Source organism: Ohtaekwangia sp. (genome assembly GCF_036568665.1).
Taxonomy (GTDB): domain Bacteria; phylum Bacteroidota; class Bacteroidia; order Cytophagales; family Cyclobacteriaceae; genus Ohtaekwangia.
On sequence record NZ_DATCSD010000116.1, the window covers coordinates 18,026 to 42,804 of the forward strand.

Annotated in this window: 21 protein-coding genes; 20 read left to right on the forward strand and 1 reads right to left on the reverse strand. The window is 43.8% G+C overall.

Features of this window, described 5'->3' with window-relative positions; genetic code table 11:
• Positions 1 to 112: 112 nt before the first annotated feature.
• Positions 113 to 619: a metallophosphoesterase family protein gene (locus tag VIN08_RS06060; protein WP_331961741.1), complete on the reverse strand. Its 507-nt coding sequence runs from the start codon at positions 617 to 619 to the stop codon at positions 113 to 115.
• Positions 620 to 726: 107 nt separating this feature from the next.
• Between VIN08_RS06060 and VIN08_RS06065 the strand changes: the two genes are divergently transcribed.
• From VIN08_RS06065 to VIN08_RS06160, 20 genes are all read left to right on the forward strand, one after another.
• Positions 727 to 1,374, forward strand: coding sequence for an NADPH-dependent F420 reductase (locus VIN08_RS06065; RefSeq protein WP_331961744.1), 648 nt, complete (start codon positions 727 to 729; stop codon positions 1,372 to 1,374).
• Positions 1,375 to 1,500: 126 nt separating this feature from the next.
• A complete protein-coding gene (locus VIN08_RS06070; protein ID WP_331961747.1) occupies positions 1,501 to 3,471 on the forward strand; it encodes a hypothetical protein in 1,971 nt (656 codons plus the stop codon).
• Between the two features lie 333 nt (positions 3,472 to 3,804).
• Entirely contained in the window at positions 3,805 to 5,052 is a 1,248-nt protein-coding gene (locus tag VIN08_RS06075; protein WP_331961750.1) for a c-type cytochrome, read from the forward strand.
• 62 nt (positions 5,053 to 5,114) lie between these two features.
• On the forward strand, positions 5,115 to 8,213 hold the full coding sequence (locus VIN08_RS06080; RefSeq protein ID WP_331961753.1) for a TAT-variant-translocated molybdopterin oxidoreductase: 3,099 nt from the start codon (positions 5,115 to 5,117) through the stop codon (positions 8,211 to 8,213).
• An 87-nt stretch (positions 8,214 to 8,300) separates the two neighbouring features.
• Complete coding sequence (gene nrfD / locus VIN08_RS06085; protein WP_331961756.1) at positions 8,301 to 9,707, forward strand: NrfD/PsrC family molybdoenzyme membrane anchor subunit; 1,407 nt, start codon at positions 8,301 to 8,303, stop codon at positions 9,705 to 9,707.
• Between the two features lie 17 nt (positions 9,708 to 9,724).
• A complete protein-coding gene (locus VIN08_RS06090) occupies positions 9,725 to 10,255 on the forward strand; it encodes a DUF3341 domain-containing protein (protein ID WP_331961758.1) in 531 nt (176 codons plus the stop codon).
• 16 nt (positions 10,256 to 10,271) lie between these two features.
• Entirely contained in the window at positions 10,272 to 10,925 is a 654-nt protein-coding gene (locus VIN08_RS06095) for a cytochrome c (RefSeq protein ID WP_331961760.1), read from the forward strand.
• 100 nt (positions 10,926 to 11,025) lie between these two features.
• Positions 11,026 to 12,414: a quinol:cytochrome C oxidoreductase gene (locus VIN08_RS06100; protein ID WP_331961763.1), complete on the forward strand. Its 1,389-nt coding sequence runs from the start codon at positions 11,026 to 11,028 to the stop codon at positions 12,412 to 12,414.
• Between the two features lie 18 nt (positions 12,415 to 12,432).
• Complete coding sequence (locus VIN08_RS06105) at positions 12,433 to 13,500, forward strand: cytochrome c oxidase subunit II (RefSeq protein ID WP_331961766.1); 1,068 nt, start codon at positions 12,433 to 12,435, stop codon at positions 13,498 to 13,500.
• Positions 13,501 to 13,534: 34 nt separating this feature from the next.
• A complete protein-coding gene (locus VIN08_RS06110) occupies positions 13,535 to 15,427 on the forward strand; it encodes a cytochrome c oxidase subunit I (protein WP_331961769.1) in 1,893 nt (630 codons plus the stop codon).
• 90 nt (positions 15,428 to 15,517) lie between these two features.
• Entirely contained in the window at positions 15,518 to 16,528 is a 1,011-nt protein-coding gene (locus VIN08_RS06115; RefSeq protein WP_331961772.1) for a COX15/CtaA family protein, read from the forward strand.
• The gene (gene cyoE, locus VIN08_RS06120; protein ID WP_331961775.1) at positions 16,528 to 17,424 is read left to right on the forward strand and encodes a heme o synthase; all 897 of its coding nucleotides are present in this window, start codon (positions 16,528 to 16,530) and stop codon (positions 17,422 to 17,424) included. Before VIN08_RS06115 ends, cyoE begins: the two co-directional genes overlap by 1 nt.
• 4 nt (positions 17,425 to 17,428) lie before the next feature.
• Positions 17,429 to 18,034 carry a cytochrome c oxidase subunit 3 gene (locus VIN08_RS06125; RefSeq protein ID WP_331961778.1) on the forward strand — a complete coding sequence of 202 codons (606 nt, stop codon included), beginning with the start codon at positions 17,429 to 17,431 and terminating at the stop codon, positions 18,032 to 18,034.
• A 72-nt stretch (positions 18,035 to 18,106) separates the two neighbouring features.
• On the forward strand, positions 18,107 to 18,853 hold the full coding sequence (locus VIN08_RS06130; protein WP_331961781.1) for a cytochrome c oxidase subunit 3: 747 nt from the start codon (positions 18,107 to 18,109) through the stop codon (positions 18,851 to 18,853).
• Positions 18,854 to 18,889: 36 nt separating this feature from the next.
• Complete coding sequence (locus VIN08_RS06135) at positions 18,890 to 19,222, forward strand: cytochrome C oxidase subunit IV family protein (RefSeq protein WP_331961784.1); 333 nt, start codon at positions 18,890 to 18,892, stop codon at positions 19,220 to 19,222.
• Positions 19,223 to 19,311: 89 nt separating this feature from the next.
• Positions 19,312 to 19,800 (forward strand): hypothetical protein, encoded by a 489-nt coding sequence (locus VIN08_RS06140; protein ID WP_331961787.1) that lies wholly within the window; start codon positions 19,312 to 19,314, stop codon positions 19,798 to 19,800.
• Between the two features lie 7 nt (positions 19,801 to 19,807).
• Positions 19,808 to 20,344 carry a DUF420 domain-containing protein gene (locus VIN08_RS06145; protein ID WP_331961790.1) on the forward strand — a complete coding sequence of 179 codons (537 nt, stop codon included), beginning with the start codon at positions 19,808 to 19,810 and terminating at the stop codon, positions 20,342 to 20,344.
• Between the two features lie 52 nt (positions 20,345 to 20,396).
• Entirely contained in the window at positions 20,397 to 20,657 is a 261-nt protein-coding gene (locus tag VIN08_RS06150; protein ID WP_331961792.1) for a hypothetical protein, read from the forward strand.
• Positions 20,617 to 20,997 (forward strand): DUF983 domain-containing protein, encoded by a 381-nt coding sequence (locus VIN08_RS06155; protein WP_331961795.1) that lies wholly within the window; start codon positions 20,617 to 20,619, stop codon positions 20,995 to 20,997. The genes VIN08_RS06150 and VIN08_RS06155 overlap by 41 nt, the downstream gene beginning before the upstream one ends.
• Before the next feature lie 90 nt (positions 20,998 to 21,087).
• Complete coding sequence (locus VIN08_RS06160; RefSeq protein ID WP_331961798.1) at positions 21,088 to 24,741, forward strand: HAMP domain-containing sensor histidine kinase; 3,654 nt, start codon at positions 21,088 to 21,090, stop codon at positions 24,739 to 24,741.
• Positions 24,742 to 24,779 lie beyond the last annotated feature (38 nt).

Genomic DNA, 24,779 nt, shown 5'->3' on the forward strand with positions numbered 1-24,779 from the left:
ACACAAAGCTCAGAAGGCCAATGCTTCCGGACTTCCCATCTTTCAACTTTCGTCTCTACTCTTTCATCAGCTTACTACTTGCATTAACGGGTAACAATTAACCGTTAACGATTCACGTCAATGCTCCACGCTTACCCAGTTCAATCACTTCCATATTCTTTACTTCTTTCTTCACCAGTTCAAATCGCATAATGGTTTTGATATGATGAAAGCCGTGATTGCCTGCGGCACCGGGATTCAGATAAAGCATGTTGTTAAAATTATCATCGCGTTTTACCCGCAGTATATGTGAGTGTCCACAGATAAATATATCCGGTGTCTGTTGCTTCAGTATTTTCTTCACACGCGGATTATAGTTAGGTGGTGCCCCGCCAATGTGCGTCATCCAGACGATGAAACCTTCGCAGGTAAAATGCAGATCTTCCGGATATAGCGCCTGCAAAATCTTGTCATCAATGTTACCAAACACAGCGCGCAGCGGTTTGAATTTTTCCAGTGCATCGGTAATCGCTCGCTCACCTATATCTCCGGCATGCCATATCTCATCGCAGTCGCGGAAGTAGTCAAACACTTTAGGATCAAGAAAACTGTGCGTATCAGAAAGCAGTCCGATTTTCATGCTCAAAAATTGTTAACAAAAATTGAATAAGCATGCAGAACAAACTTTTTATATTAGGTGTGTCGCTGTAAGGTATATTCTCATATCAACCATAATCGTATAAAGCTATGACCAGAAAGATCGGAATACTCGGTTCGGGCCAGGTAGGTCAGGTACTTGCCAATGGTTTTCTTAAACATGGATATGCTGTTACGATCGGTACCGGCAATCCTGCGAAGCTCGGTGACTGGAAATATAGAGCCGGTGCTAATGCGCATGTAGGAAATTTTGAAGAGGCCGCAACATTTGGTGACGTAATGGTGCTGGCTGTAAAAGGCGATGCTGCAGTGAGTATAATTGGAGAGCTTGCTTCTGTATTGCATGGTAAAACGGTGCTGGATACAACCAATCCTATAGCCGAAGTTCCACCCCATCAGGGTGTGTTGAAATTCTTTACTACACTGGATGATTCATTGCTCGAACGTCTGCAGCAAAAAGCTCCGGCAGTACATTTTGTAAAAGCGTTTAACTGTGTAGGCAGTGCGCGAATGGTAAATCCTGCTTTTACCGATGGAAAACCAACGATGTTTATCTGTGGAGATAACGAAGCTGCTAAAAACGAAGCCACGCAGATACTGGAACAATTCGGTTGGGATGTTGCCGATTTTGGAAAAGCAGAATCAGCTCGCGCTATTGAACCGCTATGTATACTCTGGTGTATCCCCGGTTTTCTGAATAATCAGTGGACGCATGCATTCAAACTTTTGAAAGTATAGATCTACAGCAGAATATGTGTAGAGAAATACAACGCTATCGCTAATATTTTGGAACATAAACATACCTATATATCGGCATCAAACACATCTATCGTTATCTTGCAATCCTAACCTGATCACTCTTGTATGAGATACTCTTTACTTTGTCTGCTGGTTGTTGTTGTTATTTCTGCTACTGCCCAGGATCATGGGTTTCCCTTTGGTCAGGTTACGTATCGCGAACTGGATATTACCGGATATGAAAAAGATACATCGGCTGTAGCCGTTGTACTGAATGAATTTGGCGAAGCCTATATCGACAATGGTAATTATCATAACCTGTTGTTTGAGTATCACACCAAGATCAAGATTCTGAAACGACAAGGGATTGAAAAAGGAACGATCGAGATACCGCTCTATAAAGGTGAGAGTAAAATTGAATTGATACGATCAATAAAAGCATCCAGCTTTAATTACGAGAACGGCTCGATGAAGGAGACGAAGCTGGATAGTAAGAATATATTCAAAGAGAACTTTAACAAGCGCTGGGATGTAGCCAAGTTTGCTATACCCAATGTGCGTGTAGGCAGTGTAATCGATGTGATGTATGTTATTGAGTCTCCTTTTATATTCAACTTTCGTAACTGGGAATTTCAAGACGACATTCCGAAAATGAAGAGCGAATACTGGGCCTCTATACCCGGTAATTTTGTGTTCAACATTTCATTGAAAGGTTATCTCAAGCTTTCTAAGAATGAAAATGAAGTAGTGCGCGACTGCTTTTCACCAGGCGGAGGCAACGTGGCAAACTGTGCGCGATTTAAATGGGGCATGGAGAATATTCCTGCTTTTAAAGAAGAAGAGTATATGACCGCCAAGTCGAATCTTCTCTCCATGATAAACTTCGAACTATCGGAAGTAAATTATTTTGATGGTCGCACGGATAAGATTACCAAAGAATGGAAAGATGTGGAGGAAGAACTTCGGAAGGATGACAAGTTTGGAGTGCAACTGAAGCGCGGAAAAGATATAGTGGATGAGCACGTAACGTTGCTCGTGGCAGGGGAGACCGATCCGTTGAATAAAGCGAAGAAGGTATATGATTTTATTAAAAGCTGGTATCGTTGGGACGATGTATATGGTATGATGAGCGAGTTCGGTATCAAGAAAGCTTTTGATAAGCAATCCGGAAATGTAGGTGACATCAACTTGTCGCTTGTAGCAGCGCTCAAGTATGCAGGGTTGAATGTAGAGCCGGTAATCTTATCTACCCGCGACAATGGATTTCCTACCGAGCTTCACCCGGTGCTTAGCGACTTCAATTATGTTGTAGCCAAGCTCAACGTAAATGATAAAGTATACCTGCTCGATGCCACGGACGACTTTCTTCCGTTTGGTCTTATCGCTAAGCAATGCCTCAACGGAAAAGGACGTGTATTAGGAGAGAAGGAATCGTACTGGTATGAATTGAAGCCGGGAGAAAAATCCAAGCAGATCACCATGATCAGTCTGAAGCTGGGAGATGATGGCGTGTTTACCGGAACTATACAGGCAAGCTTTACAGGATATGAAGCGCTGGCCAAGCGAAAGGAGATCTATAGGGCTGGGAGTGAGCAGGGGTTTATTACCGAGCTCTCCAAAAAGATGACTGACCTGGAGATCAAGAACTATAAAATTGAAAACGCCGAAGAGCTGAGTAAACCGCTAGTACTAAAACTGGATATAGAGATGTCGGGGTATGGTAACATGAATGCCTCCAATCTTTTGTTTAGTCCTTTTATTATAGGGAAATGGCAACAGAATCCATTCAAGTCAGCAGAGCGCTTGTACCCGGTAGACTTTGGTGTGTCGCCTGATGAATCACTTATTTTGAACCTGGAGTATCCCGGCAACTATGAAGTGATAGAGCTTCCACAGAAAGTTGGTTTGGCTTTGCCTAACAGCGGAGGCCGGTATCTATACGAAGTTCAAAACGTAGGCAATCGTCTTACCTTAAACAGTTCACTGCAGATATCGCGTACGTTCTTTTCCTCTGAAGAGTATCATTTTATTAAAGAGCTTTTCAACCGGGTTATCGCTACACAACAAGCTGACCTGATTTTCAGAAAGAAGTCGTAACGGATGAAGAGAAATTGAGGGCTAATTCCTTTAAAAAAACTTAACGAAATCTCTGACGATAAGCCCTTGTATGAAGAGGGGAAGTGGCTGAAACGAGAGGTGTAGGAAAGAGGTTTTTAAGAATCATTCTAAATTACATTTTATTATATAAATTCTATATCAACTTCGCATTCCGTTTATACCTTCGCGCGCAGTGGATGACAGCTCTCAAAACCCCATTTGAGGTAAGATTTTCATCATTATTTATTGCGCAACGAATCAAATAAATTTGAAAAAATGAGTTCCGATAGTAGATTTGTGCCGCTTGTTTTGAAAACGGACATTGAACCTAACATGATAAAACATTTCACTTCTTCCGCTTGCAAGTCCCTTACTCTAGTCCTCGTTTTCGCATTAATTAGTTTTACATCTCACGCCCAGGAAATTTCGAAAGATGCTGCTGCTATCAGCGCAGGTCAGGCGTTGTTTAATGCGAACTGTAAGGCTTGCCACAGAGTACATCAAAAATTAGTTGGTCCAGCATTGGCCGGTGTTTATGATCGCACACCATCCATTGACTGGATCAAGTCTTTTGTAAAGAACTCATCAGCTGTAATTGCCAGTGGAGATGCATACGCAGTAAAGCTGTATGCTGATAACAACAAAACGCAAATGACGGCCTTCTCTTCTTTCAAAGATGAAGACATCATGAACATTCTGGCGTATGTAAAATCAGAAACTGATAAAGGTCCTGAAAAAGGTCCTGATCAAGGTACACCTGGACAGGCGGTGGCAGCTCAACAGGATGGAGTTTCTTCTACATACCTCAACGTTATACTGGTTGGTATGGTCATCATCCTGATACTGCTGTTAGTAGTACTTGGATTTTTGGTGTCTGCCCTCAAGCGTTTCCTCGATCAGAAAACTCTTTCAGAAGAAGAGAAAGATATTGTTGAGCCTGCTGTTACCGGTAGCTCAATCTTCAGAAGCCGCGGGTTTGTATTCGTAGTAGTATTCATTACCGCTGCACTTGGTTTCAAAGCTGTGATCAACGGCTTGTATTCAGTAGGTGTTCAGAGAGGTTATGCTCCGAAGCAACCAATCGCCTTCTCTCACAAAATCCACGCGGGTCAATACGAGATCGACTGTAAGTATTGCCACGTAGGTGCCATGAAAAACAAGAACGCTACTATACCTTCTGTAAATATCTGTATGAACTGCCACAACCAGATCAAGTCAGGTACTCTTACAGGAGATACTGAGATCGGCAAGATCGTAAAAGCGTACGAAACCAATAAGCCAATCGAGTGGGTTCGTATCCACAACCTGCCTGACCTGGCTTACTTCAACCACGCTCAACACGTAAATGTTGCTGGTGTAGAATGCCAGACTTGCCACGGTCCGATCGAAACAATGGATGTAGTTCGTCAGCACTCTTTATTGACTATGGGATGGTGTATCGACTGTCACCGTAAGACTGACGTCAATACAAAAGGCAATGCCTATTATGATAATCTTGTAGAGCTTCACAACAAGTCCAAGAAGACACCAATGAAAGTAGAAGATATCGGTGGTCTGGAGTGTTCAAAGTGTCACTACTAAGATCGTCTTAGATTATATATAGAATAAGATTAACTGAATAACGGATAACGATTCACTTTAAAATGGAAGAATCTAAAAAGGTATACTGGAAAGGCATCGAGCAACTGGCAAACAACCCAGAGTTTGTGAAGAATGCTCATCATGAATTTGCTCAGCCTGGTCCGGAAGAAGACCTGGGACATTCGCGCAGGGATTTTTTGAAGATGATGGGCTTTGGTATGTCTGCCGTTGCATTGGCTGCTTGTGAAGCGCCTGTACGCAAAGCTATCCCGTATGTTAACAAGCCGGTTGATATTGACCCTAGCTTGCCGAACTACTATGCCTCTACCTATATTAATGGAGGTGACTACGCCAGTATCGTGGTTAAAACACGTGAAGGTCGTCCGATCAAGATAGACGGAAACGCACTTTCTTCTGTAACAAAAGGAGGAACCAGTGCACAAGTTGAAGCTTCCGTTCTGTCATTATACGATAACGCTCGTCTCCGCGGCCCGAAAGCAGGCGCAGAGAAGAAAGATAAAATAAGCTGGGAAGATCTCGACAAGCAGGTAATTGCCAAATTGAATGAGATCTCAGGCAAAGGTGGTCAGATCCGCATCGTGAGCAACACGATCCTGAGCCCTAGCACAAAAGCTGCTATCGAAAAATTCAAAGCAACCTATCCTACAACACAGGTTGTTCAGTACGATCAGACTTCTGCGTACGGTATTGTAAAAGCCAACGAAGAGTCTTTCGGTGCAGCGGTTATTCCTTCTTACGATTTCAGTAAAGCAAAAGTAGTGGTAAGTATAGCTGCTGACTTTATCGGAAGCTGGATATCTCCAATTGAGTTTACAAAACAATACGCGCTCACACGTGAAGTAACTGAAGAGAAACGTGAAATGTCACGTCACTATCAGTTCGAATCTATCCTCTCTATCACGGGTGCTAACGCAGATTATAGAACACAAATCAAACCTTCAGAAGAAGGAGCAGTAGCCACTCAGTTGTATAACCTGTTAGCAGGTAAAGCTGGTCGCCCTACTGTAAGCGGTGGTGTTGAAAAAGCAAATATTGCTAAAGCTGCTGAAGAGCTGTGGGCTAATCGTGGTAATGCTTTAGTCGTTGCAGGTTCTAACGACAAGTCAATTCAAGTGATCGTAAACGCGATCAACGATATACTGGGAAGCTACGGATCAACAATCGATCTGAGCACACCGGTTAACTTCCGTCAGGGTGACGATGTTGCTGCTGCTAACTTTGTAAATGAGTTGGAAGCTGGTAAGATCAACGCGGTGATCTTCTATAACAGCAACCCGGTATATGATTATCCAGCTGGCGACAAGATCGCTGCTGCATTGAAGAATGTAGAGCTTACGATTGCTACAAGCTATAAAGAAGATGAGACTGCAGAGAAGACACAATATCTTGCTCCGGATCATCATTACCTCGAAGCATGGAACGATGCTGAGCCGAAGAAAAATCACTTCAGCTTAGGTCAGCCAGCGATCACACCTATATTCAAGTCACGCGCTGCACAAGAGAGCTTGTTGGTATGGGCGAACGAACCTAAAGCTGATTATTTCGAATTTGTAAAAAATAACTGGAAGAACTGGTTCTACAAAGATCAGTCAGTTGACTTCCAGAGTTTCTGGGATAAGTGTCTGTACGATGGTGTACATGAATTGCCAGCAGCGGCTGCTACAGCAGTAACTTTTGCAGGTAATGTAAGCGCAGCAGCAGATGCAATTGCCAGCAACTATAAAGCAGGAACTTGGGAATTGGCAATCTACGAAAGCGGTAACATCGGTAATGGTTCACAAGCCAACAACCCGTTGTTGCAAGAGCTTCCGGATCCGATCACGAAAGCAACTTGGGATCACTATGTAACAGTAGCCCCTAAAGATGCCAAGAATATAGATTTCTCTGAAAGCGTTACAAAATACGCTACCATCTCTATCGATGGTCATAGCGTAAAATTACCAATGCTTGTTCAGCCTGGTCAGACTCCTGGTACGATTGGTATACCGGTAGGATACGGACGTAAGAAAGCTGGTAAAGTTGCTGATGGTATAGGAGAGAATATATATCCTTTCGTAGGGATGGTGAATGGTTCATTAAGCTATTCTGCCAATGTAAAATTTGAACCTACTACGGAAACGTATCAGATCGCTCAGACACAGACTCACAACACCTATATGGGCCGTGAGACTGTTGTACAAGAGACTTTACTAACAGAGTATAAAGACAAGAATTGGGATCGTGATTTCCATCCGGAAGTTACTACCTGGACTTCACCAGATCATAAAGTAGCTCCTGGCGAACTTTCATTGTGGAAGGGCCATGAGTATAAGAACCATCACTGGGCAATGGCTATCGACCTGAACACTTGTACAGGTTGTGCAGCTTGCGTGGTAGCATGTAACGTAGAAAACAACGTAGCGCTGGTTGGTCGCGATGAAGTGATCAATCGCAGAGAGATGCATTGGTTGCGTATCGACCGCTACTATAGCAGCGATGCTCCTGCTGATGATTGGAGAGGAGTTGAAGTAGCTTCAGAAAATCCTGAAGTTGTATTCCAGCCAATGCTGTGTCAGCACTGTAATAATGCACCTTGCGAAACAGTATGTCCGGTAGCAGCAACAACACACAGCACAGAAGGTCTTAACCAAATGACCTACAACCGTTGTATCGGTACACGTTACTGTGCAAACAACTGTCCATATAAAGTAAGACGTTTCAACTGGTTTAAATATCACGATAACAGCAAGTTCGAAGTTGCAAACCCTGCAATGAATACAGACCTTGGTAAAATGGTATTGAACCCGGATGTAACGGTTCGTTCACGCGGTGTTATGGAGAAATGTTCATTCTGCGTGCAACGTATACAAGCAGGTAAACTTGCTGCTAAGAAGGAGAGAAGAGCCGTGAAAGATGGCGAAGTAACAACAGCATGCTCTGCAGCTTGTTCTACAGGTGCTATTGTGTTCGGTGATATTAATAATCCTGAAAGCAAAATATCTCAGCTTCTGAAGATCAGACCTCTCGATGAGAAAAATCCTCATCGTGTTGATAAGATTGCTGATAACCCACGTGCTTATCAGGTATTGGAAGAAATTGGCGTGAAGCCAAACATCTGGTACCTCACGAAGGTTAGAAATAAAGATGCTGCGAAAGCGTAGGCTTGAGTATATATAGTATACAAGAGCAATACCACACACTCACACTTGGATAACTTATAACGAATAACGGATAACTTTTTAAAATAAATGCAAGTTACGTCATCAGTTCGCGATCCCCTGGTAACCGGAGGTAAAACGGTAAAAGATGTTTCGCACGATATCAGTCGGCACGTTGAGAATAAACCGCCAAGATCATGGTGGTTGGCGCTGGCTGTTTCACTGGTACTTTTTATTTACGGATTTTACTGCGTCTGTACAGTACTATGGAATGGTATCGGAGTGTGGGGTCTTAATAAAACAGTAGGTTGGGCATGGGATATTACCAACTTCGTGTGGTGGGTTGGTATAGGTCACGCAGGTACGCTGATCTCAGCCATCTTGTTGCTGTTCCGCCAGAAATGGAGAATGTCTATTAACCGCGCGGCAGAAGCGATGACGATCTTTGCCGTTATTTGTGCGGCTACATTCCCGCTCATTCACATGGGGCGTTTGTGGCTTGGATTCTACTGGGCACTTCCACTGCCAAACGCATTCGGATCTCTCTGGGCAAACTTTAACTCTCCACTCTTGTGGGACGTATTTGCGATCTCAACATACTTTACTGTATCGCTTGTATTCTGGTATATAGGTCTTATCCCTGACTTTGCTACGATCCGAGATCGCGCAGTAGTGCAAGGTAAGAATATCAGAGCGCAGGTATATAATGCACTGAGCTTTGGTTGGCAAGGTGGTGCTAAAACTTGGATGCGCTACGAAGCGGTAGCATTGATCCTTGCGGGTCTTTCTACACCACTGGTATTGTCGGTTCACACGATCGTATCAATGGACTTCGCGACTTCAGTAATTCCAGGATGGCACACTACAATCTTCCCTCCATACTTCGTTGCCGGTGCGATCTTCTCTGGATTCGCGATGGTGTTGACACTGTTGCTGATCACACGTAACGTATTTAAACTGGAAGACTATATTACGATCTACCACATTGAATTGATGAACATCATCATCATCGTAACAGGTTCAATCGTAGGTGTAGCATATATCACTGAGTTATTCATCTCTTGGTACTCAGGAGTAGAATACGAAGGATATGCATTCTATAATCGCGTGCAAGGTCCGTATGCCTGGTCTTACTGGTCTATGATGACTTGTAACGTAATCTCTCCTCAGCTTTTCTGGATCAAGAAGATCAGAACAAGTATCGTAGCAACCTTTGTACTTTCGATTGTTGTGAATATCGGTATGTGGTTCGAGCGCTTTGTAATCATCGTGACTTCACTGCACCGCGACTATATACCATCAAGCTGGACGATGTTCCACCCAACTATGTATGACATCGGTGAATACGTATTCACATTCGGTCTGTTCTTTACAGCGTTCCTGCTCTTTGCAAAATTCTTCCCGGTAATCAACATGGCGGAAGTAAAGAGTATCGTGAGATCAGATTCAGAGAAAGTGTCGCACGATACACATGTAAAAGAAGAAGTTCACGCTTAATCTAAGACTTGAAGAAAATGGATGCAGATAAAAACTTTGTAGTAGGCGTATTTGATAATGAAGAGGTGCTGCTGGATGGCATCGGTAAAGTACGCTCAACTGGTCTTAAAATACATGATGTATTCTCACCATTTCCGGTGCACGGCATAGATGATGCACTGGGACTGAAGAAATCACGTCTACCAAGAGCAGCCTTCTTGTTCGGTCTTACCGGAACATCTTTGGCGCTTACGATGCAGATATGGATGCTGGGTTACGATTGGCCGATGATCATCGGTGGTAAAAACTTTGCATCATTGCCGCCTTTTATACCAGTAACATTTGAGTTGACAGTACTCCTGTCAGCACTTGGAATGGTTGCTACATTCATGATCATCAGTGATCTGAAGCCATACAGATGGCCACGTCAGTTCGATGTGAGAAGCACGGACGATAAACACGTAATGGCGATCGATCTGGCATTGAACGGAGGAAAGAGCAAAGATGAAATTTCACGCATCCTGAAAGATGCCGGAGCTTCTGAAGTAAACGAAAAGAATTTTGAATAATCATAGAATATTGACCATGCGTTTTGTAACAAGCTTGTTCGTAGGACTTTCAGCAGCAGCGCTGCTAACATCATGCGGTGCGGGTGGTGAAGATCAGGGGACTGAATATGCACCTAACATGTATCACTCTGTTGCCTATGAACCATACTCTCAAATTGTAGATGAAGATGCAGGACGTTGGGTAACATCCATCGATTATCCAGACGGCCATGCAGAATATTTTAACTCCAACAAGTTCAACCCTAACCGGATGAACATGCGCGAGCCAGCTCCGAATACGGTAAGCCGTAACAAGAACGGATGGCTTCCATATCGCTTGGGTAAAGACAGCCTGGCGTATGCATCAACGCATCTGAAGAGTCCACTGGATTCAACGGCAGAGATTGTAGCAGCTGGTAAAGTATTGTATGAAACTTATTGTGATCATTGCCACGGACCAAAAGGTGCTGGTGATGGTAAGGTAGCTGCCGGTGTAAAGATCGATGGTACACAAAAGGGAAATTACAATGGTGTTCCTGATTACAAGTCAGGTGCATTGAAAGATATTACAGAAGGTCACATCTTCCACGTGATCACACACGGTAAAGGCCTGATGTGGGCACATGGTTCGCAGATCAGCCCGGAAGACCGTTGGAAGATCGCGAAGTATGTAAAGACCTTACAAAAATAGATAAGTTCGGTACCTCAGGTCTGATACTTTAGATGAAGCTGAGGTGACGGTGATAACTTAAACGGATAACAAATAACGACAAACGAATAACGGAACGGAAATGGCTCATCACGTAGAAGTTGCTGAAGAACAATATGTATTTAGACCGGAGACCAGAAAGAAGCTGTTCATACTCCTTGGAGTAGGGATAGTGGTTTTCCTGATAGGTCTTGTGTTCGCCATGAAAAACGGTGGTCATCAGGAAGAACACGGAGGCGGACATGGTCATGCAGCTGTAGCAGAGGCGAGCAAGCTTGTTGCTTCAGCAGATCAGCATGGTGCTGCTTCTGAAGGCCACGAACATGCTGCAGCAGGGGCTGAGCATCATGAAAAGCCTTACTGGGTAAGAAGATTATTCAGCACACTCTGGATGAACAATGTGTTCTTTACAGGTCTTGGTATCATTGGTTTATTCTTCGTTGCAATTCAGTATGCAGCGCAGGCAGGCTGGTCAGTAGGAGTGAAGCGCATACCGCTTGCTATGGGCCGCTGGATTCCTATAGCAGGTATATTGATGCTCGTTCTCTGGTTCATTACCAGTCACGACATTTTCCACTGGACACACGACTATCTGTATAAAGAAGGTCCTCAGTTCGACAAAATCATTAACAAGAAAGCTCCGTTCTTCTTCTGGCCTTTGGCTGGTGGCACGTTCCCGCTTTTCTATATTGCCCGCATGGTAATTTTCTTCAGTCTGTGGTATTATTTCTTCGTGCAGATCAGAAAGAACATGCTTGCTGAAGACCTTGAAGCTACAAATGACTATTGGTATAAGAACCGCGTTGTAGCAACTGTATTCCTGATCTTCTTTGGTGTAAGCTCTTCAGTTTCTGCCTGGGATTGGGTAATGAGTATCGATACACACTGGTTCTCTACAATGTTTGGTTGGTACGTATTTGCCAGCTGGTGGGTAACTGGTCTTGCAACGATCACATTGATTGTTGCTCACCTGAAATCAGCCGGATACCTTAAGGTTGTAAATTCAAATCACCTTCACGACCTCGGTAAATTCTGCTTTGCATTCTCGATCTTCTGGACGTATATCTGGTTTGGTCAGTTCCTGCTGATCTACTACGCAAACATTCCTGAAGAAACAGTATATTTTGTTGAGCGTATGAAAACCAGTCCCTACAGCTGGATCTTCTACCTCAACCTGATTGTAAACTTTGTTCTTCCCTTCCTGTTGTTAATGACAAGGGATGCTAAGCGTCAGTTATCTACACTGAAGCTTGTTTGCCCGATCATTATCATCGGTCACTGGTTTGACTTCTTCAACATGGTTACACCAGGCGTTATGAAAAACGAAGGAGGAATTGGATTCATGGAGATCGGTGTGGCATTGATTTTTGCTGCAGCGTATCTGCTGGTCGTACTGAGTGGTCTTGCTAAAATGCCGCTGTTCGGAAAGAACGATCCAATGTTACAAGAGAGTCTTCATCACCACATTTAATATTATATTGAAAACGCTATGATGAGTTTGATCATTTTTCTAGGTGTTGTTCTGGTCCTTGCGATCCTGTTCCTGATCTTCCGGATCAGCACCCTGGTAGGTATTGCGAAAGGAAAGAAGGAAGGTTATGTGGGAGCAAACAATGGCGTTCATGCCACGCTCTTTGTCGTTTTCCTGGTGTTGGGGCTTGCAGGTTTCTTCTGGTATTCATTCTCTTATTTTCATGAATATACTTTGCCGATTGCTTCTGAGCACGGCAAGAAGACCGATACATTGTTCTGGATTACTATGGCAGTGACTGTGGTAGCTTTTGTGATCATCAGTATTGTGATGTTCGCGTTCATTTATCAGTATCGCTACCAGGAAGGAAGAAGAGCGAAATTCTTCCCGGACAATCACTATCTCGAATTAACCTGGACGATTATTCCTGCTATCGTATTGGCAGTATTGATCTTTACGGGTCTTCGTACCTGGAATGAAATTACAGCGCCGGCTTCCAAAGAAGCGGAGGTTATTGAAATAATAGCGCAGCAGTTTGCTTGGACTGCGCGTTACCCTTCTAAAGACAATCAACTTGGAAAGGTGAACTATAAATTGATCGATGCAGTAAATGAATTTGGTCTTGATCTGACAGATAAAAATTCATTTGATGATTTTAAATCATTGGAACTTCACTTCCCTGTAGACGAAGAAATTCTTTTGAAAATCAGAGCGAAAGATGTACTGCATAGCGTATTCCTGCCACACTTCCGTGTGAAGATGGATGCTGTGCCAGGTATGCCTACTCAATTTAAATTCAAGGCAACCAAGACTACGGAAGAGATGAGAACAGAAACCGGTAACCCTAATTTCAACTACGAGCTTGCTTGTACAGAGATATGTGGTAAAGGTCACTTCTCTATGAGAATGCCGGTTGTTGTTGAAGACAGAGAATCATACGATCGCTGGAAAGCTTCTCAGGAAGCTTGGCTGAAGCAGAATCCGGATTATTTGAAAAATGTTCCGGCTCAGTTGAAAGAGGCTGCTATGATCAAAGCTGGTCTGCAGAAAGATCCAGGCGCTAACGTAGCGGCAGTGAAAGAATAAGAGGAGTTTTTTCGAATCTAAGAATTATCAAGACATGGCAACGACCGATATCCACATTCATCAAAACGTACACCATCACGATGATCATAGCCACGAGCATGATGAGCATCATGAAGGTAACTTTTGGACTACGTATATATTCAGCCAGGATCATAAGATCATTGCAAAGCAATTCCTGATCACCGGTATATTCTGGGCCCTCATCGGAGGAACACTTTCGGTGATCTTCCGTCTGCAGCTTGGTTTCCCTAACATGAACCTGGAATGGTTGAAGCCTGTACTGGGTGGATGGATCACTCCGGAAGGAAAACTTGATCCGGAATTTTACCTGGCACTGGTAACGATGCACGGAACTATCATGGTGTTCTTTGTATTGACAGCCGGCTTGAGCGGTACGTTCTCTAACTTCCTGATTCCGCTGCAAATTGGTGCGCGCGATATGGCATCAGGCTTTATGAACATGCTTTCATACTGGTTCTTCTTCCTGTCAAGCGTAATCATGTTTATATCCCTGTTCCTGGAAACAGGTCCTGCAGGTGGTGGTTGGACGATCTATCCTCCATTGAGCGCATTACCACAGGCTATTAAAGGTTCTGGTTTGGGTATGACCTTGTGGTTGGTTTCAATGGCATTCTTCATTGTAAGCTCATTGCTGGGAAGTATCAACTATATCACAACAGTTATTAACATGCGTACTCGTGGTATGTCGTTTACACGCATGCCGCTTACAATCTGGGCGTTCTTCTTCACTGCAATTATTGGTATACTTTCTTTCCCTGTGTTATTCGCAGCTGCATTGTTGTTGATCTTCGATCGCAGTTTCGGTACAAGCTTCTACCTGTCGGATATATATATCGGTGGTGAAGCCCTTGCACATGATGGTGGTAGCCCGATCCTGTTCCAGCACCTGTTCTGGTTCCTCGGTCACCCGGAAGTATATATCGTATTGTTGCCGGCACTCGGTCTTTCATCTGAAATTATAGCAACCAATTCACGTAAGCCTATCTTCGGTTATAAAGCGATGATTGGTTCTATGTTGTTCATCGCGATTCTGTCATTCATCGTATGGGCGCACCACATGTTCGTAACCGGTATGAATCCGTTCCTCGGTTCGATCTTCATGCTGCTTACACTGATCATTGCGGTACCTTCAGCGGTAAAAATCTTTAACTATGTAACAACACTCTGGAAGGGTAACATTGTATTTACGCCTGCCATGTTGTTCTCGATCGGTCTTGTATCATTCTTCCTGACGGGTGGTATCACCGGTATATTCCTCGGTAACTCGGCTATCGATATTCAATTACACGATACATACTTTGTGGTAGCTCACTTCCACTTGGTAATGGGTAGTGCATCATTCTTCGGTATGTTGGCAGGTATATATCATTGGTTCCCGAAAATGTTCGGTCGCATGATGAACTCTACTTTAGGTCAAATTCACTTCTGGATAACCTTCGTAGGTGTTTACATGGTGTTCTTTCCAATGCACTACATTGGGATAGCAGGTTTCCCCAGAAGATATTATTCTTGGACAAACTTTGAAACGTTCAGTGGATTTGCTGATCTGAACATGCTTGTATCAGTTGCTGCGATCATTACACTCTCTGCTCAGTTCATCTTCCTGTTCAACTTCTTCTATAGCATCTGGCGTGGTCGTTTAGCTCCGGCTAACCCATGGCACTCGAACACACTGGAGTGGACAACACCACGCAATCCTGGACACGGTAACTGGATTGGTGAGATCCCTTCTGTATATCGCTGGCCATATGACTATAGCAAGCCTGGTGCAAAAGAGGATTTCATTCCGCAGCATATTCCATACTCTGAAACACCAGAGTCTAACCTGCCACACGAAAACGAGCTGATCAAGCTTGAGTCTTCCAATGGCGAGGGAGCGATTGTAGTAGAAGGTAACAAACACTAATAAAAATTCAGTTAAGGTTTCAGGTTCCAGGATCCCTTGTTCATTCAGACAACGGGAACCTGGAAACTGAAACCTTAAACTTTATAGCCCATGCGGTCTTTTCGCAGACTTACGATAGCAACGTTGGTAGCTGTATATGTATTGATCCTGGTAGGAGGGATTGTGCGTAGTACTGGCTCAGGCATGGGATGTCCTGACTGGCCGAAGTGTTTTGGCAATTGGGTTCCCCCGAAGACGGTTGCTGATCTTCCGGCTAACTATAAAGATATATATGCTTCTTATCGCGAGAAGAAGAATGTTCGCTTCGCAAAATATCTGAATGCATTAGGCATGGAAGATACTGCGCAAAAACTCTTGAACGATCCTTCGGTATTAGCAGAGAATGATTTCAATCCTACGAAAACCTGGATCGAGTATTTTAATCGTATTGTAGGTGTGATAATCGGGTTTCTGATATTGGCGGTATTCATCTCTTCAATACGCTTCTGGAAAACAGAAACACGACTCACAGTAATAGCATTACTCTCATTTCTGCTGGTGAGCTTTCAGGGATGGATAGGTTCATTTGTTGTTTCTACTAATCTTACACCATGGACTATTACAGTGCATATGTTTTTGGCATTGTTAATAGTAGCACTGCTGGTATATCTGATACATCGAAGCAGTTATGCTACCGTGGTAAATTCAACGATTGGCTTTTGGTGGCTGGTGGTATGCATGGCGGTATTACTTGTGCAGACCTTGTTGGGTACGCAAGTGCGTGAAGCCATTGATCGTGTAGCATCATGGGCCTCGCGCGAGGAGTGGGTTGCCAACCTCGGTGTGGAGTTTGTACTGCACCGCTCATTCTCGTGGATCGTGCTGGTATTGCATGTTGGATTAATCCTGAATTTGCGTAAAACTGAAGGCTCAAAAGTTTTCCTCCTTACTCTAATCGTGCTAATTTTGGGCACCATTTTAACAGGTGCAGGCATGGCTTACTTTGCTGTTCCTCCCTATCTTCAGCCGGTGCATTTGCTACTTGCCACAGCAACGTTTGGAATGCAGTTTATGCTTCTGCTGAAACTCAATCGAAAAGAAGAACCTGTAGTTATAAACTGATGGTAGTCGGACAAATAGATCAACTGACGGGAGCTGCATTTGCAAGTGCAAAACTGAAAGCGTATTGGGAGTTGCTGAAATTCAGACTTTCTTTCCTGGTAGCATTCTCTTGTGCATTTGGATTTGTACTCGCGACTCAACGTATAGACTGGTTTATCCTTACGATGGTATTCATCGGTGGGTTTATGCTGTCAGGATCTTCTGTTATCGTCAATCAAATCATTGAGAAAGATCTCGACAAGTTGATGACGCGTACCATGTCGCGCCCACTGCCAACGGATCGTGTCTCTGTTAATGAAGCCATTATCGTTTCAGCTTTTTGTTTTATAGCAGGCGTAGGGTTGTTGATAATATATACCAACCCTCTGACCGTTGCTCTCTCGGTCGTATCCATGGTGTTATATAGTTTCGTGTATACTCCTTTGAAGCGTGTAGGTCCTATAGCTGTTTTTGTTGGAGCGATACCCGGTGCATTGCCACCACTGTTAGGCTGGACAGCTGCAACAGGTGTTATATCACACGAAGCACTTATTATATTTGGCATACAATTCATCTGGCAGTTCCCTCACTTCTGGGCGATCGCCTGGGTTGCCGATGAAGACTATAAAAAAGCAGGCTTCAAATTACTTCCTTCCAGCGGAGAAAGAGATTTGAACACGGCCGTGCAGATCATGATCTATACCATGTTCCTGATACCGCTGGGTATGCTTCCGGCTACCTTTGGAATTACCGGTGTAAACTCTGCGATCGTGGCAACGGTGTGTGGTGTACTGTTCTTTGCACAGACTTTCTCGTTGATGAAATCGGGAGACAGAAAAGCTGCACTGAAAATTATGTTTGGTTCATTCCTGTATTTGCCGATCGTACAGATCGCATACTTACTAGATAAAATTTGATCACGTGAAGAAAGGAGAAGACGGTATGGCATTAGATATTAAAATAGTAGAGGAGGCCAGGAAGCCTCTCGCTATGAACCCCAAGAAATTTGGCTTGTGGCTTTTCATGGCAACCGTGATCATGCTCTTCGGTGCATGGACGAGTGCCTATATAGTTAAGCGTGGCGACATGGGATGGTCGGAGATTGTAGTGCCGAATCTGTTCTGGGTAAATACCGGAATCATTCTGGTGAGCAGTGCCACCATGATCTGGGCAGTACGTGCTGCACGGAAGGACAATCAGGAGAGACTGAAAGTAGCATTGAGTATAACAACGATTCTCGGAATAGCTTTCGTGATCGGTCAGTTTATGGCGTATGGGCAGATGGTTGAGATGAAAGAACATTTTACCGGAGGTCCTGTATCGCATTCTTTTGTATATGTATTAAGCGGAGCACACGCAGTACACTTGGTGAGCGGAGTAGTATTTCTCATCATTGTGCTTGTGTCTGCCTTTCGTCTGAAAGTAGGTTCCAAAAACATGACACAGATAGAAATGTGTGCCACCTATTGGCATTTTTTGGATCTTCTTTGGCTATATTTGTTCGTTTTTCTGCTGTTAAACAAATAATAGAAGAACGACAGTCACACACACATAAACCTTGAACCAGAAAACTTTAAACCTGAAATTTCAAACTAGAATATGGCAAGTACCTCAGTAGCAACAGCTCCAGGACGGAGCGCTTGGGATGGCGGAGCATCACCTATGGGTGCCAGTTACGGTAAACTGATGATGTGGTTCTTTTTGCTGTCGGATGCGTTTACCTTTTCAGCACTCCTTATTACCTATGGCTTGGTGCGTTCTGCTCACCCGGTGTATACAGGTTCTGTACACGATTTTAAATTCTCTCAACACTATTGGCCTATACCTGAAAGAGTATTCGAAGCAGTTCCATTCCTGCATGGAGTAGAAGCTCCGCTGGTGTTCGTAGGTATCATGACTTTCATCCTCATCATGAGTTCGGTAACTATGGTATTGGCAGTGGAAGCAGGTCACCGTATGGATCGTAAAGCCGTTGAGAAATGGATGCTCTGGACAATTCTGGGTGGTATATGTTTCTTGAGCTGCCAGGCTTGGGAGTGGTCACACTTTATTCACGGAAGTGAAGCAGGTAAGGCTGTTGTAGAAGGAACAAAATTCTTTGGAGCAAACCTGGTGCATAATCAATATGGTCCTCCGGACTTTGCAGCATTCTTCTTCTTTATCACAGGTTTCCACGGCTTCCACGTATTCAGTGGCGTGTGTCTGAACTTCCTGATATACTATAACACAGTGATGGGTGTATACGACAGAAGAGGCCATTATGAAATGGTGGAAAAAGTAGGTTTATACTGGCACTTTGTAGACCTCGTATGGGTATTTGTATTTACCTTCTTCTACCTGGTATAATTTAAAAGATAAACGCTAACTGTTAATCGAATAAACATGGCACACGCTGAAGAAACTGTACACATAAATGTAATACCTCCGGATCATGCAAAGATCCGCAAGCTGTGGATCACGGCATTGATACTCCTCGTGATAACGATTTGCGAGTTTATTGTAGCATTTACTATACCACATGAATACAAAGACCTGCGCGTTTGGATATTCATTACCATGACGATCGTGAAAGCCGCTTATATAGTAGGTGAATTCATGCACTTGCGTTATGAAGTGAAAGTATTGATCTGGTCTATTTTGATTCCGATGATCTTCGTAGTGTGGATGCTCGTTGCCTTCCTGTATGAAGGTATGGCAATTTCCAGTGTGCGATAATCTATACTATACGATTTGAAAATATACCAGAGGCTTAGGTGTGAACTTAAGCCTCTTTTATTTGATCACGCACAGCGTGACACCCAACTATGAAAGGCACCAAAGCAGTTTTTCTCTTCCTCGCATTTTTACTTCCCATCTGCATCTTTCTCTTTCTGAAGTTTTTCGGAAAGAACGAATTTGCCGTGCCACCGCTGTTTACCGAAGAGCTGCCGGAGATACTACCTGGATGCCAGCCAGTCACATTGCCCTATCATATACCCGACAGCACATTGGCTTCACTAACATTCGCGAATGATAGCCTGGTGCTGATAAAGTTTGGCAAGCCCGATAAAGAAGCTGCTACGCAACTAAAACGCATTGACGAAGAAGTAGGGCAGGGCCTGCAGTATAAAACCATGGAAGAGACGGAAGCTGGTTTTACAACACAGAAGAAATGTACCTTCCTGCTAAAGGAACCTTTTGATCTCGTTCTGGTTGATAGAAAAGGAACCATCCGTGGTCAATATGTAGCCAACGACCGCGAAGAAGTAGACAGACTGCTGACGGAAGCAGCCATTATTCTGAAAAAATACTAATCGAAATATGGAACAGACACTCAACGTCAATCAACAAAAAGAGCCTTACAAGAAACTGATCATTGCCGTTTCCATTATTATACCGGTAGTGGTGGCTATATTGTTTGGCGTTAAGATTCCGGGATATGATTTATCATTCCTGCCGCCCATCTATGCTACCATCAATGGTATAACAGCTGTACTGCTGGTGATTGCCGTAATTGCTATCAAGAACAGAAAACAGAAGCTGCATGAAACGCTGATGAAAATATGCATGCTGCTCTCGGCTGCCTTCCTGGTGATGTATGTTCTCTATCACATGACCAGCGACTCAACCCCTTTTGGTGGTGAAGGATTTATCCGCTATATCTACTTCTTCATCCTCATCACGCATATACTCTTATCCATTGTTATTATACCCCTGGTGTTGTTTACCTTTTCGCGCGCATGGTTCGGTAACTTTGAACGCCACAGAAGATTGGCTAAATTTGCCTTTCCATTGTGGCTGTATGTAGCCGTAACCGGTGTGATCGTTTACCTGATGATCAGTCCATACTATCAATAGGCAGTATATATAGTTTCATTTACGAAGTCGTGAGATACTAAAACATGTGTGTATGAAAACGAAGATCGTGGCAGTGACAATTGTTTTTTTACTCGGATGCCTGAATAGCGGTTGGGCGCAATGCGCCATGTGCCGTTCGACATTAGAGAATAATTATTCAAACGGACATCCCGGTATAGCAGCCGGCATCAATATGGGTATACTATACCTGCTGGTATTGCCGTATGCGGCTGTTATGATCTTAGGATATCTCTGGTATAAATCAAGTAAAGATGCCCGCAACAAGTTATCTGGAGGCACTGCTGCAGGGTAAATGCCCGAAGTGCCGGCAGGGGCAGATATTCAAATATCCGGCAACAAAGCTGGGAAAGTTCACTATCATGAACGAACGATGCCCGCATTGTGATATACGCCTGGAGCCGGAACCAGGCTTTTACCAGGGATCGATGTATGTGAGTTATGGATTTACCGTGGCGTTCCTGGTAACCATGAGTATATTCTTCTATCTATTTCTTCCCAATCGTTCAGAGTGGCTATATATCGGCATATTCATTGCTATTATGGTATTTCTGATACCCGTTAATTATCGTTACTCGCGTATTTTATACCTGTACTTTTTCGGAGGTATAAAGTATGAGAAAGACCAGGCGTGATCTCTTGAATCACTTTGATTTTTAAGATACCATAACGATATACTGATCGCGGTTCTGTAACTTTAACGATCACCATCGGCTGACAGCATTTTGAAATCGAAGGTAAAACTCATCATTGCGTGTATACTTTTTCTGGTGGCCGGACTGCTCGCTGCATTTTATTCCTATCAGCGACCTTCGCCTCAGGAATTTGTAGTGAAGCTTGCAGAAAGTGTTTCCAAAGAGCTGCGCGTACTGGAAGAGGAAGCCGATGATGTAATGCGTATACTCGGCCGTGATTCAACCAGCAATGGAGCGGGCGACCATGAGTATTCTTTTTTTGTATATAAGAAAGGCGAACTTACCTACTGGACTGATAACAAGTACGTTCCTTCCTACGCATCGGTAGAAGATGCTTTTGTTCTGAAACTGTTAAGAGCCGGTAACAGCGACTACCTGGCGCGCAAGTGGAATTTACCCGGCCAGAAATTTCTTGTGGGCATCATTCCTTTATACAGGCGATATCCCATCACCAATCAGTATCTGCAGGCAGAGTGGAACAGCAATATATTTCCCTCCGGAGATGTTACAATTATGGAGGCCAGCGCAACGGTAGGGATACCGGTTTGTGTGAAAGAGGCTTGTCCTTTCAGAGTAAATGTACATCCGAACGATCTGCTGTTTCCGGAGCGCGCGGCAGCCGCAGTCGTGTTGCTTTCGATAGCGATCATGTTACTCGTGATATGGGTATATAAACAGGCGCTTACGATCCGATATCCGGAAGCAGGATTTGCTATACTCTATATTTTTCTGCTGGTGCTGCGTAATGTTATGATCGATCTCAACTTTCCGGCAGCATTTGTTTCCTCCGATCTTTTCAATCCGCAGATATTTGCTTCATCAACGCTGAATGCTTCGCTGGTAGATCTCGTGCTTAACGAATTCGCTGTGCTATTGCTGTGCTTCTATATATTCCGACACTACTTTCAAAGCAGGGGCGTGCTGTGGCTTATTCATCATCGGTATTGGTCATGGCCAGCGTCAGTGGTATGTGGTATATGTGTATTGTTTGCGGCACTGTTCCCGTTTGTGGTAATACAAACGCTGGCGAATAACTCCGTTATAATATTGGATATTTCGCAGTCGCTGGTGGTAGACAAACTTCGTATAGCTGCCTTGCTGGCTATTGTTATAGCGGGGATCTGTTCCTTCCTGTTTGCACATGCCTTTATGCGATTACTGGTGGTCAGTAATAACCGCTGGAAGATCATGTTGTCTTTTGCTATTGCGATCTTGTTATTTATAGCGATCAACGAGTTTACCGGGCAAGAGTATATATCATCGCTGTTGATGGCCGTGGTATATTTCATGGTGGTATATCTGCTGGGGTTGTATGGAAGTTTAAAACGTCTCGGCTTTGCTACGTTTGCCTACCTGTTTATAGCTTTGTTCTTTCTCGCGGCCAACGGAGCGTATTCGTTGCAATACTTTACACATCAGAAAAAGATTGAAAGCCAGTTCCGCTTTGCGCGAAACTTCCTCATCGATCGCGATGACTTTGGAGAATACCTGCTATCGGAAACCGCCACGAACATCTCACGCGATGTATTTATTCAGAAACGTCTTACCAGTATATTTCTGAGCTACGATGCTATACGCCAGAAGATACGACAGGTATTTCTTCCGGCATATTTCAATAAGTATGATGTAGATATATTCCTGTTTAATGCTGCCGGCCAACCACTGGACGATCTCACCGCCACTACATTTTCAGAGTTGATAGCACGCTACGATCGTGAAGCCTATCGCACAAAATACGACAATGTATACTTTATCAATAACCCGGTAGGAGACGTATCGCAGCAATATTTGGTTCGTGTTCCTATTCATAAACAAGGTGCAACTGCCGGTCATGTTGTGTTACAGCTTTCGCTGAAGAAAATTATACCCGAAAATGTATACCCGGAATTGCTGGTGGATAATCGATTCAAACAATTTTCGCGTTCGCAGGATTTCAGTTATGCAGTATTCGCGAATAACAAAATTCAATACAGTGCCGGTGATTTCAATTACGATCAGTTATTTGATACCGGCTTGCTGGGCGAAATATCGATTCATACAACAGGCAAAGTATTCAGTGGGTATGATCATATAGCCGTAGAAGATGAGAGCGGTCGCGTAGCAGTAGTATCATCACAGCGCTCTTCGGTAACATTCCGGCTGGCAAGCTTTTCGTTTCTGATGGTAACGGGGCTTATGATTATTCTGGCGCTGATACTCGGGCAGGGTGTTGTAAACTATATACGGGGCGATAAACTATATTTCACGGCTCGCATTCAGTTGCTGCTTAACCTGTCATTCTTTCTTCCGCTGATCATTGTAAGCTTTGTTACACTGCAATTGATCGGACGTTCATCGCAGAACCAGTTAAATGAAGAATACCTGCGGAAGGCTCGCACGATAGGAGAGCAGATCTCCGGAAGACTCAGCGATGTTTCCGGTTCAGGGGCCGACTATATAACGAGTCTTTTTGAAGCGCAGATAAACAACCTGGCCAAACTCGACAACCTCGATATCAATGTATATAATGCCCGGGGTGTATTGATCGCTACCAGTCAGCCAATGATTGAAGAACACGCGTTACTCTCAGACTATATTAATCCGCATGCTTATAAAAATATAAAGACCGGTGAGCATCTTTTTATCGATACAGAACAGGTTGGCAAGCTGCAATACTTCGTAGCCTATACGGTGTTGAAATCACCTGTGAGTGGCGAGACCATGGGTATATTGGGTATACCATTCTTTCGCTCGGGGGCGTCACTGGAAAGTGTGCAGATCACGATCTTCACCAACATTGTGAATATATTTACCCTCATCTTTATAGCGCTGGTGGTACTTGCGTATTTTGTTTCGAAGTGGCTTACGTTTCCACTGGAATTTATTACACAATCGCTGCGAAGAACATCGCTTACTAAAACCAATCAGCCGTTGGTATGGAAGTCGGATGATGAAATCGGGTTGATGGTGAAAGAGTATAACCAGATGCTCTATAATTTAGGGGAGAGTAAAGCAGAGCTTGAACAGAACCAGCGTGAACGCACGTGGCGCGAAGTAGCGCAGCAGGTAGCACACGAGATCAAGAATCCGCTTACACCGATGAAGCTCACACTGCAACAACTGGAGCGCACTATACAATCCGGTAACAATGTACCGGAGAAAGCAGCGAAGGCGGTATCATCACTACTAACACAAGTAGATACGCTGAATGATATAGCATCATCCTTCAGTTCATTTGCCAAAATGCCGGAGCCGGTTATTCAATCAGTAGAGTTGGTAAGTTTACTCAAGCGTATAGTAGATCTGCACAGTCATACAGGCGAAATCAATTTTCGGCAACCACTCAAAGAGCTATATGTATTAGGCGATGAGCAACTTTTGGGAAGAACATTCTCTAATATTATACTCAACGGCTTTCAGGCGGCACGTCCCGGAGAAGCAGCCGTAGTAAATATAACTTTACAACGTAAAGATCAGTTGGCACTCATTTCTTTTCAGGATACCGGTAAAGGTATAGAACCCGAAGTTGCAGAACGTATATTCTTCCCGCATTTCACCACTAAAAAATCGGGCTCAGGTCTTGGGCTTGCTATAGCGCGACAAGCCATCGAACACATGCAGGGTCGCATCTGGTTTGAAACACAGGTGGGTAAAGGCACGACCTTCTTTATCGAGATTCGTGTGCGCGATAATCATTCGAAGTAACGATCACATTCTTTAATCAGGTCAGTTGTGTAACCTTT

Bases quoted from the DNA above. Each gene is read 5' to 3' on its own strand.
- VIN08_RS06135 (WP_331961784.1), top strand. From the start codon at position 18,890: ATGGCACACGCTGAAGAAACTGTACACATAAATGTAATACCTCCGGAT.
- nrfD (WP_331961756.1), top strand. From the start codon at position 8,301: ATGCAAGTTACGTCATCAGTTCGCGATCCCCTGGTAACCGGAGGTAAA.
- VIN08_RS06075 (WP_331961750.1), top strand. From the start codon at position 3,805: ATGATAAAACATTTCACTTCTTCCGCTTGCAAGTCCCTTACTCTAGTC.
- VIN08_RS06110 (WP_331961769.1), top strand. From the start codon at position 13,535: ATGGCAACGACCGATATCCACATTCATCAAAACGTACACCATCACGAT.
- VIN08_RS06105 (WP_331961766.1), top strand. From the start codon at position 12,433: ATGATGAGTTTGATCATTTTTCTAGGTGTTGTTCTGGTCCTTGCGATC.
- VIN08_RS06070 (WP_331961747.1), top strand. From the start codon at position 1,501: ATGAGATACTCTTTACTTTGTCTGCTGGTTGTTGTTGTTATTTCTGCT.
- VIN08_RS06060 (WP_331961741.1), bottom strand. From the start codon at position 619: ATGAAAATCGGACTGCTTTCTGATACGCACAGTTTTCTTGATCCTAAA.
- VIN08_RS06155 (WP_331961795.1), top strand. From the start codon at position 20,617: ATGCCCGCAACAAGTTATCTGGAGGCACTGCTGCAGGGTAAATGCCCG.
- VIN08_RS06100 (WP_331961763.1), top strand. From the start codon at position 11,026: ATGGCTCATCACGTAGAAGTTGCTGAAGAACAATATGTATTTAGACCG.
- VIN08_RS06150 (WP_331961792.1), top strand. From the start codon at position 20,397: ATGAAAACGAAGATCGTGGCAGTGACAATTGTTTTTTTACTCGGATGC.
- VIN08_RS06115 (WP_331961772.1), top strand. From the start codon at position 15,518: ATGCGGTCTTTTCGCAGACTTACGATAGCAACGTTGGTAGCTGTATAT.
- VIN08_RS06090 (WP_331961758.1), top strand. From the start codon at position 9,725: ATGGATGCAGATAAAAACTTTGTAGTAGGCGTATTTGATAATGAAGAG.
- cyoE (WP_331961775.1), top strand. From the start codon at position 16,528: ATGGTAGTCGGACAAATAGATCAACTGACGGGAGCTGCATTTGCAAGT.
- VIN08_RS06080 (WP_331961753.1), top strand. From the start codon at position 5,115: ATGGAAGAATCTAAAAAGGTATACTGGAAAGGCATCGAGCAACTGGCA.
- VIN08_RS06130 (WP_331961781.1), top strand. From the start codon at position 18,107: ATGGCAAGTACCTCAGTAGCAACAGCTCCAGGACGGAGCGCTTGGGAT.
- VIN08_RS06065 (WP_331961744.1), top strand. From the start codon at position 727: ATGACCAGAAAGATCGGAATACTCGGTTCGGGCCAGGTAGGTCAGGTA.
- VIN08_RS06145 (WP_331961790.1), top strand. From the start codon at position 19,808: ATGGAACAGACACTCAACGTCAATCAACAAAAAGAGCCTTACAAGAAA.
- VIN08_RS06140 (WP_331961787.1), top strand. From the start codon at position 19,312: ATGAAAGGCACCAAAGCAGTTTTTCTCTTCCTCGCATTTTTACTTCCC.
- VIN08_RS06095 (WP_331961760.1), top strand. From the start codon at position 10,272: ATGCGTTTTGTAACAAGCTTGTTCGTAGGACTTTCAGCAGCAGCGCTG.